The sequence below is a fragment of the Pseudomonas sp. BF-R-26 genome (genome assembly GCF_019947395.1).
Classification (GTDB): Bacteria; Pseudomonadota; Gammaproteobacteria; order Pseudomonadales; family Pseudomonadaceae; genus Aquipseudomonas; species Aquipseudomonas farris.
Genome location: NZ_JAGYGK010000035.1, coordinates 1 through 7,703 on the forward strand (window position 1 = coordinate 1; position 7,703 = coordinate 7,703).

The 7,703-nt window shown below is 52.2% G+C and carries 8 protein-coding genes; 4 read left to right on the plus strand and 4 right to left on the minus strand.

What is annotated here, in order from left to right; genetic code table 11:
- Nucleotides 1-34: 34 nt before the first annotated feature.
- Nucleotides 35-811, minus strand: coding sequence for a nucleotidyltransferase domain-containing protein (locus KGB18_RS29680; RefSeq protein ID WP_123721163.1), 777 nt, complete (start codon nt 809-811; stop codon nt 35-37).
- A 332-nt stretch (nt 812-1,143) separates the two neighbouring features.
- Between KGB18_RS29680 and KGB18_RS29685 the strand changes: the two genes are divergently transcribed.
- Nucleotides 1,144-2,016 (plus strand): DNA/RNA non-specific endonuclease, encoded by an 873-nt coding sequence (locus KGB18_RS29685; protein ID WP_123721164.1) that lies wholly within the window; start codon nt 1,144-1,146, stop codon nt 2,014-2,016.
- A 111-nt stretch (nt 2,017-2,127) separates the two neighbouring features.
- Nucleotides 2,128-2,289 carry a DUF2986 domain-containing protein gene (locus KGB18_RS29690; RefSeq protein WP_080370477.1) on the plus strand — a complete coding sequence of 54 codons (162 nt, stop codon included), beginning with the start codon at nt 2,128-2,130 and terminating at the stop codon, nt 2,287-2,289.
- A gap of 95 nt (nt 2,290-2,384) precedes the next feature.
- On the opposite strand, the gene KGB18_RS29695 is transcribed toward KGB18_RS29690, so the two are convergent.
- Complete coding sequence (locus tag KGB18_RS29695; protein WP_223570963.1) at nt 2,385-3,125, minus strand: Mut7-C ubiquitin/RNAse domain-containing protein; 741 nt, start codon at nt 3,123-3,125, stop codon at nt 2,385-2,387.
- A gap of 388 nt (nt 3,126-3,513) precedes the next feature.
- Between KGB18_RS29695 and KGB18_RS29700 the strand changes: the two genes are divergently transcribed.
- On the plus strand, nt 3,514-3,891 hold the full coding sequence (locus KGB18_RS29700; RefSeq protein ID WP_123721167.1) for a c-type cytochrome: 378 nt from the start codon (nt 3,514-3,516) through the stop codon (nt 3,889-3,891).
- A gap of 490 nt (nt 3,892-4,381) precedes the next feature.
- Here the strand turns inward: KGB18_RS29700 and KGB18_RS29705 are convergent, their stop codons facing one another.
- Nucleotides 4,382-4,843 (minus strand): PRC-barrel domain-containing protein, encoded by a 462-nt coding sequence (locus KGB18_RS29705; protein ID WP_123721168.1) that lies wholly within the window; start codon nt 4,841-4,843, stop codon nt 4,382-4,384.
- Nucleotides 4,844-5,303: 460 nt separating this feature from the next.
- Entirely contained in the window at nt 5,304-6,299 is a 996-nt protein-coding gene (locus KGB18_RS29710) for a DMT family transporter (RefSeq protein WP_123721169.1), read from the minus strand.
- 92 nt (nt 6,300-6,391) lie between these two features.
- Between KGB18_RS29710 and KGB18_RS29715 the strand changes: the two genes are divergently transcribed.
- Nucleotides 6,392-7,300, plus strand: coding sequence for a LysR substrate-binding domain-containing protein (locus KGB18_RS29715; RefSeq protein WP_123721170.1), 909 nt, complete (start codon nt 6,392-6,394; stop codon nt 7,298-7,300).
- Nucleotides 7,301-7,703: the final 403 nt, after the last annotated feature.

The following is a 7,703-nucleotide window of genomic DNA, read 5'->3' on the forward strand; positions in this document are numbered from 1 at the left end:
GGGGTTTGGGGAATGGTTGCTTTCGACTGTGGATTCAACCGGTTTCTGAAGCCATCCAGATCAAAAAATTATGCAGCTGAGCCGTAAACTCTTTTGGCTTGGCGTACGGGTTCCTTGCCTGGGACAAGAAAAAAGAGATCTGCATTCTCATACACGGGTAATGCTGAACAAACAGCTCGACATGCTCTTCCAGTGTTTGCGGCCACATCAGGTCCTGTTCAGAGCGAAGTACTTGAGTTGACCGGATGAGTTTGCGCGAGGCTTCGCGTTGCAAGCGTAGCGATTGCGTCGGTGTCGCCGCTTGATCGATAAGATCGGCATACCGGGTCAGTACGGATTCGAAGTCACCATTTACGGCAATGGCGATATCACGCGACGGCTTGAACCGGTCGAAGCGCTTGGTCAGATCATTCCCCCATAAGCAACGACAGTGATGCTTGAGCCAATACCCCCAGCTCAATCGATTGTCAGCCGCCAATACTTCAGAACGGCTACCGATATCGAAATCAATCTTGATGACTTCGGTATGCCGACTTTCCAGCGTGCGCCTTTTCGACTCCAGCATTTCCAGATCCTGCGACGCAGGAGGGCTGTGCAGGACAAGGGTTAGATCCAGGTCGGAAACCCCCGGCACGGCGTCGCCTCTAGCGACGCTGCCATAAAGATAAATCCCGTCCAGTAGAGGTTCCGACCGAGTGAGCGTCATGCAAACATCCGCCAGCAAATCCTGAAACTGTGGCTGCACCTCGACATTGGGCACGGTGAGAATATAACCGTCTGCATCAATGCCACTAGGATGGAATCGTTCCATGAAGCCGTCCGTGAGTTGTGTTCGGAGAGGTACTTTAACAGAGCCAATAGTGTCCGCTTCTGGCCGTACTCTACCGATCGCTTCTTCGACGAGCATTGGCAAGTCGAATGTAAACGCTGCTCAGCACTAAAGTGACTTGTGATGGTCAATAAAATCCCGCAACGACCTTCAGCAGTCGTACTGCTCGGAACCGACCGAATCCGCATCGGTATTTTGATCAAGGACAGTGAAAGCATGCTTGCCGCAATTTAATCAGCAACCGCCTCCATCTGGTTCCGTGAATCGGGACTCGTCGTACGTTTATCCCTCAATCCAATTCGAAGATTTAAAGCATGCACCTACGCAAAATTGCAGTTGGGCTGTCGGCCCTTGTTTTGCTCTCGACCGGGGCAGAAGCCCGCGGTCTGCTGGATCTCATCAAGCCGCCCACCCAGCATCAGGAACAAGTATCCCGCTCGGGCTCGGTCAGCCAGAACGCGGCCCTGGGCCTCTATTCAAACAAACAGAAACAGGCATCGTTTGACGGCTGCGCAGAGCTGTTCCCGGCTGCGAAACCGATCAACATGGCCTCTGTGCCTGCAACAATGAAACCCCTGGCCCTGTGTTCCGACAACTTTGCAGTGCTGTACTCGCAAACCAGCAAGACGCCGCTGGTAGTAGTCGAACGCCTTAATGCCGCCCAACTGCAGGATGCCAAAGGCGAGGAGCGCACCAACCAGTTTTACCCGGACCCACGCATTCCCAAGAGTGGACGGGCAGAGTTGAGCGACTACCGTAGCCAACATCCGGCTGTGGACCGCGGCCATCAATCCCCGGCAGCCGATGCACCGAACCCCAATGCAATGGCCCAATCCTTTGCACTGTCGAACATGGTGCCGCAAGACCCAACCAACAACCGGAAGATCTGGAGTAAGGTCGAGTCCGATGTCAGAAAGTTTGCCAAGCGAGCCGATGGCAATGTTTTTGTCTTTACCGGCCCGCTCTTTGACTCAGGCCACACCACCATCGGCGACAACAAGGTCTGGGTGCCGACGCGTCTGTTCAAGCTGGTTTATGACGCATCGTCCAAGCGTGCCTGGGCCTACGTACTACCCAATGCTGAAACTCGCATCGAGAGACCGATGGACTATGACGCTTTCGTGAAGAGTACCGGGCTCAAATTGCTGGGGAATCTACCGGTCACAGGTTCCGTAGGACGCTCTTGATGGCTTGATGAATTGCACCCCAAAGGCTGGATGCAACCGATGGGGTGTTTCATTCTGGTCCAATATTTTAAGCTGATATCATTCAAGAGCTTAAAAACCGAGTAGAAAAATATGAATCGTCGTAAAAAAATAAAGCAGTTATTAAAGGCTCACGCCAAAAAGGCTAGTGCCAAATTGGCACCGCCAAGCAAGTCCAAATACATCAGTAAAGCTGACCGATTGAAGCTGGCTGCTGAATCCGGTCACGACTCAATCATTTCTTCTGAGAGCTGATCCCCTGGGTACATTTGATTGGCCGCTGTTGGCCGTTATCTACCCGATACAAAAGCCAGTTATCCCCGGCAACGCAGCCGGCTCGATGCGCTTGGCTATCGGTCCAGCAGAGGTGCCAGCAGTGCACACATGCTGCGCCAGTGCGAACCCTCCCAGTAAACCCTTTGGCAGTTGTCGCAGCGCAGGAAGTGCGAATAGAGGGCACCCACGCGTGGCGGCACCTGCTGTCGGGCCAGTTCCGGGCTGATCTCGTGCAGCGGCAGGTTGCAATGAAGGCACAGGCTGAATGGCCGCGCGCTACGCGCCAGGTCGAGGCGTTCGTACAATTCGCGCAGCTGCAGCGACGGTTTCAGGGCATGCACGTAACAGCCGTGGCTGATGATCCGCCGCTTGAGCAGTTCGCGATCGCGGGTTAGCACGATGCGTCCTTGCTGCGCTGCGATCTCGGCGATCTCGCTATCCTCGAAGCCATTGTCGTAGAGGGTGTCGAAGCCGCTCATGCGCAGCAGATTGGCCAGCCCGCCAAGGTGCGCATCAGCGACGAAGCGCAGCACCCGTAAAGGTTGCGCACGAACCTTTAGCAGCGGGCTGATGTCCAGCGCTTCGAACTTGGGATACACCGCCAACCGGTCACTGTCGAAGATCACGCGTTCGAAGCCTACCGACTCGCCGTTGAGCAGCACCAGCTCGACCTCGGTGTGCGGGATCCCGAGCGCCTCGATCATGTGCTTGACCGTCGCCCCTCGTGCGCACTCGCAAGTGAAGGACTGCCGCCGCCGTTCGGCCGGCAGGAAATCGTTGAGCTCCTCGTAGAAGCGGAAGGTTGCACTGGTCATGCTGAACAGTATGGCAGGGCTACAGGATGAGCGAGTCCAGTCCGGACATCTTCTCCGGGAGGCCCCAAACTACGATCGTCATCATGTTGAAATCAACTATGCCATGGAGTCTTCGATGCTGGAGGTGGGGCTGTACTGTGTGGTTGTACTCGTGTTAATGCTGTTCAGGCAGTTCACATTAGATTGAGCAAGCGAGCTTTTTGGCCGTTAGTCGCACTACGTGACCGGTTGAATCCACAACCAGAAACAGTCACTGGGATGCGCCTGGAAAACGAGTGGATTCAATGGGCATCAAAATTGACTGTGTGTACCGACACGATGGCTGATATCTTTCCCGCGCACCAAATCGCGTCCAATTGACGCTGATCCCATCAAGGAAGATAAAAAAATGAAAATATTATTCATCGCTTCGCTAGGAATCTTAGCGCTAATTCAAACATCACTATCCTTCGCGGATAATGCTAATGGGAAAAATCTCTATTTACAGCGATGCGCCATGTGCCACGGAACAGATCTCAAAGCAACAGGGCCATTGGCTAATAAAAGCGTTCCTCCTACACCTAATCTAACAACATCTGCTTTCAAAAAACGATTAAATGATTATCCGGGCGTAATTGTGTCATCGATAATACTTCGTCCCAATGGAGACTTGATTCCAAAAACTTTGCGAGAAAATGGTGTAAAACTATCGCCGTACTCATGGAGGATTAAAGATCTGCGCGATTTAAATCAATACATGGCTGGTGTTATTTCAAAAAATCGATGATTTTTGAGATGAGAGGTAGGCACAGAAATCTAAAAACCATTTCAGGTTTAAGGGCTTGTGGGGCAATGCCGGTGAGCCAGTCGACCTCTCGCGGGCATATCGCTAATGAATAATCTCGGATTAATACAAGCTCGGGCGGCTCTTAGCATCCAGCAGCAGTCGGCTGCGGTCGTGACAGGCAAGTAACGGCCAAAAGCGGGAGGTCACGTTTCGAGTAATATGCAATGGAGCACTGACTCCTGGAATGGACCTTTGCGACCGATGCCAACCGACTTGCTAGCACGGCAGATCCAGGAGTACCTTTCTGATTTGCCAGCTGAGGCGCTACCGGATTCGATGGTGGTCAGCAGAATCCACCCTAAGCCCTTGTTGCTTCGACAAAACCTTTTTTCACCGTAATGCGCGCCTTAGGGTTTGGCACCCCCAACGACCAATCTTAATATGTCGTTGTTTGTTCGGCGCGCATTACTCTTCGTTTCGGATATGGCAGTTAGATTTTGTCGATGCTTTGCCTCTGAACAGTATCGTAATCGAAGGGTTTAGTTCCATAGAAAGAATGGATTTCTGTTGCCCAAGACTCGTCGGCCATATTAGGCCAATTGTCCTTGTCAAAACCTGGTGCATTTTCCAAGCGTTCTTTCTCTACGTTTAGGATGAAGCGTTTATTTACTGTATCAAGGGTCAATGCATTCCAGGGTACCGCAAACAGTTTTTCTCCCATGCCAAGAAAGCCACCAAAGGATAGAACGGCATAACTTACTCTACCGTTACGCACATCCAGCATGATTTCCTTAATATCTCCCAAGTCTTCTTCATTATGGTTATAAACATCATTTCCAATGAGTGTGTCTGCCCCCATCAGGTCGGGGCCAGGCCCCTGTTCCTCAGAGCCGGTATCTCGTAGGAGATTGGTTTTGTACATGCCATAGGTATCGCGATCTTCGTAGTTCATTACTCTCTCCTATCAGCCAACGTCAATCAATCAGAAAAACATACCCACCGCCTTGATGGCTGTATTAGTGGGAGTCACCCGCTGTCGAAAAAGTTGAATTTTTTTTCTGCGTCACGACGAATGGTAAGTTGGAGTAAAAAGTCAATAAACTTTTAATTGCTGCGCTATCCATGTGTGTTGCTTGTTTTTATTCAGGGTATTAACCAGTCGATATCATGGGTGCGGTTTACATATGACTTCATAAATATGGCGATTAAGTTTTGGGGCGCTACTGCAACCAAACTTATCTGAATGATAGTTAATATAGGGGAGAGTCCAGCAAAATCTGGAGCAGGACATAAAATTGGCAGGTGAATGTCTGCTTCTGGCCGATTTCTACCCATCACAAAGGGCTGCAATCGACAAAAACGGTCGCTAAATCCAATTATGGTTATCTTCTTCAGACCACTTCCAGTACCGGTTAACGACTATCAGGAGCAAACGAAGTCAGTTTTTCTATTGTGCCTGGTGGGTTATCGATCGAAGTCAGGATGATACGAACAGCCATAACCACACCGGCGAGAACGGCAGCAAGACCCGATGCTTCTAAAGGTGTAGGCAGCCGACTTTGAAACAACAAGCCGAGTAATGTAGCGAACAGGGATTCAAGGGATATCAGTTGTCCAGAAAGCACCATGGGAAGGCGATGGGACGCTGCGTTCCATGCCCAGGCTCCGGCGAGTGAGGACATCACCGCAATGACCAGGCCCCAGACGTACAGATGTCCTGCCAGGGAAATACTGAAACCAAGGATTGGCAGCTTGAGAAGGTCGAGCGTCTGCACAACCGGTAACAAGCACACGGTGCCCATTCCGGCACCGGCCATCATGAGGCCTGTCCAGACTCCTGACGCATTGGCCGGGAGTTTCTCCAGTGCACTCTGGTTCAGCAAGCTGAATGCGAGCCACAAGACAACGGCGCAGACAGAAAAAATCAACCCCATCAGCCACGACCCGTGGCCCGCAACGGGTTGATTGATACTGCTGATGTTCGTCAGCACAAGCCCGCCAGTCAAAAATGTCAGCGGTATCATCAGTCTGCGCCATGGAAGCGTTTTTTTCGTGGCGTTGCTGAGCAGTGCCAACAAGACTGGCACCATACCAATGAACGCTGAAGTCAGCACGGGGCCACCAAAAATAACACCGGCGGCAATGCAGGTGCTGTACCCGAGGTATCCGATCACGCCCAGACCGGCGGCGAGAAATTGCTGATTGCGACGCAGGCACCGTAGCTGGGCGCGACAGAGCACCATGACAACCACGCCCAGCGCACCCGCGATCAGAAACCGGATAACCATCAAGTCATAGATGCTGTAGGCGCCAGTGACGTAGGGGGCTATGAAATTCAGAGCCCAGCTCAGGGTCGCGACCACGGCAAGGGTCACTCCGGCGATGATGTTTGAGTGAGCAATGGTCATCGGGCATATCCGCGAGGTATTCAGCTCATGTTGCACATCGCCAGGGGTATGCTACAAACGAGTTCTCGGTCTTGGATGCATAACGTCTGATTATGAATACGCTTGGGAAGTCATTGCCGCCGCTTGCCAGTTTGCTGCCCTTTGAAGCGGCTGCACGACTGGAAAGCTTTTCGAAGGCTGCCGATGAATTGCACATCACTCAAGCGGCGATCAGCCGCCAGATCCGTGGGCTTGAAGAAAATCTTGGGTTGAAGCTTTTTTGCCGCCGCAACCGCGCAGTCTTCCTGACGCAGGAGGGGCGTGAGCTAGGGCGCGTGGTGAGCACCGCATTGCAAAGTATCAGCGACAGTGCCGTCACCCTTCGTGAATCACCCCGTAAAAACCGTGTCGTTTTACTGTGTCAGTTGTGCGAAGCGTTCTATTGGTTGATGCCGCGCCTTTCGATGTTTCACCAGCTACACCCGGAAATCGAGATCCAGGTCGCGACATCCACTCGACCGTTGACTGAATTCAATGACCATTTTGACGTTGCCTTACAAAGTACCGGACGCCCCAGCGGCTTGCATGCTCTGGCGTTCACCGCTGCTGATGAAGTGTTTCCTGTGTGCAGTCCTCATTACCTGACTGCCCGACAGTCACTCCGGATTACCGATCTTCGCCTCCATACGCTTTTACACCATCGCGCCACGCCACCGCACTTGATGGAATGGGATACCTGGCTCCAGGCCTTTGGGCAGACATTAGAGGGTTATCCTCAGGGCTCCGTGTTTGATAGTTACCCCTTGATGCTCCAGGCCGCCGTCGAGGGGCATGGAATTGCGATGGGGTGGCGCCGAACAGCTGGGAGGCTTATTGATAACGGTATGCTGGTGAGACCTTGCATAGAAAGCGTCCCTTTACCTGAAGCGATATCCATTTTTAGACAATATGGCGCAGAGGATCGGATTGAGGTGCGCGCGCTAATTGAGTGGCTTGCAGAGGAATTACGTAGTGGAAACTGAAAGCTCTATCCCCTATCGATGACGCTGGGATATAACCGTGTCGCAAACCCCTTGGGGAGAGCGGCTCTAGCTGCAACCGCATTTGCGTTTTACCTGCTGACATTTACCTATGAAGTAGATAACCACGCCGATTCGATTTACGAACGAAGAGCCTCGGATTGGACGATGCCAACCCGGGAAGATATCGAGCATAGGACCGAGTGAAATCCAGCTGATGCCGGCAAGCATGCTTGTTTTGCTTCTCTCGCAATCGATACCGGGTCATGGGCAGCTATCGGCCCAGAGTGTGTAAAAACGCCTTCGCGAACCCTTGCTATGATTTCTGAGGATTTCATCGCAGGGATCGCCCATGAAGCGCTTTATCCAAGGTGAACATCGAGGCCAAGGCACCTTACTTCCCGAG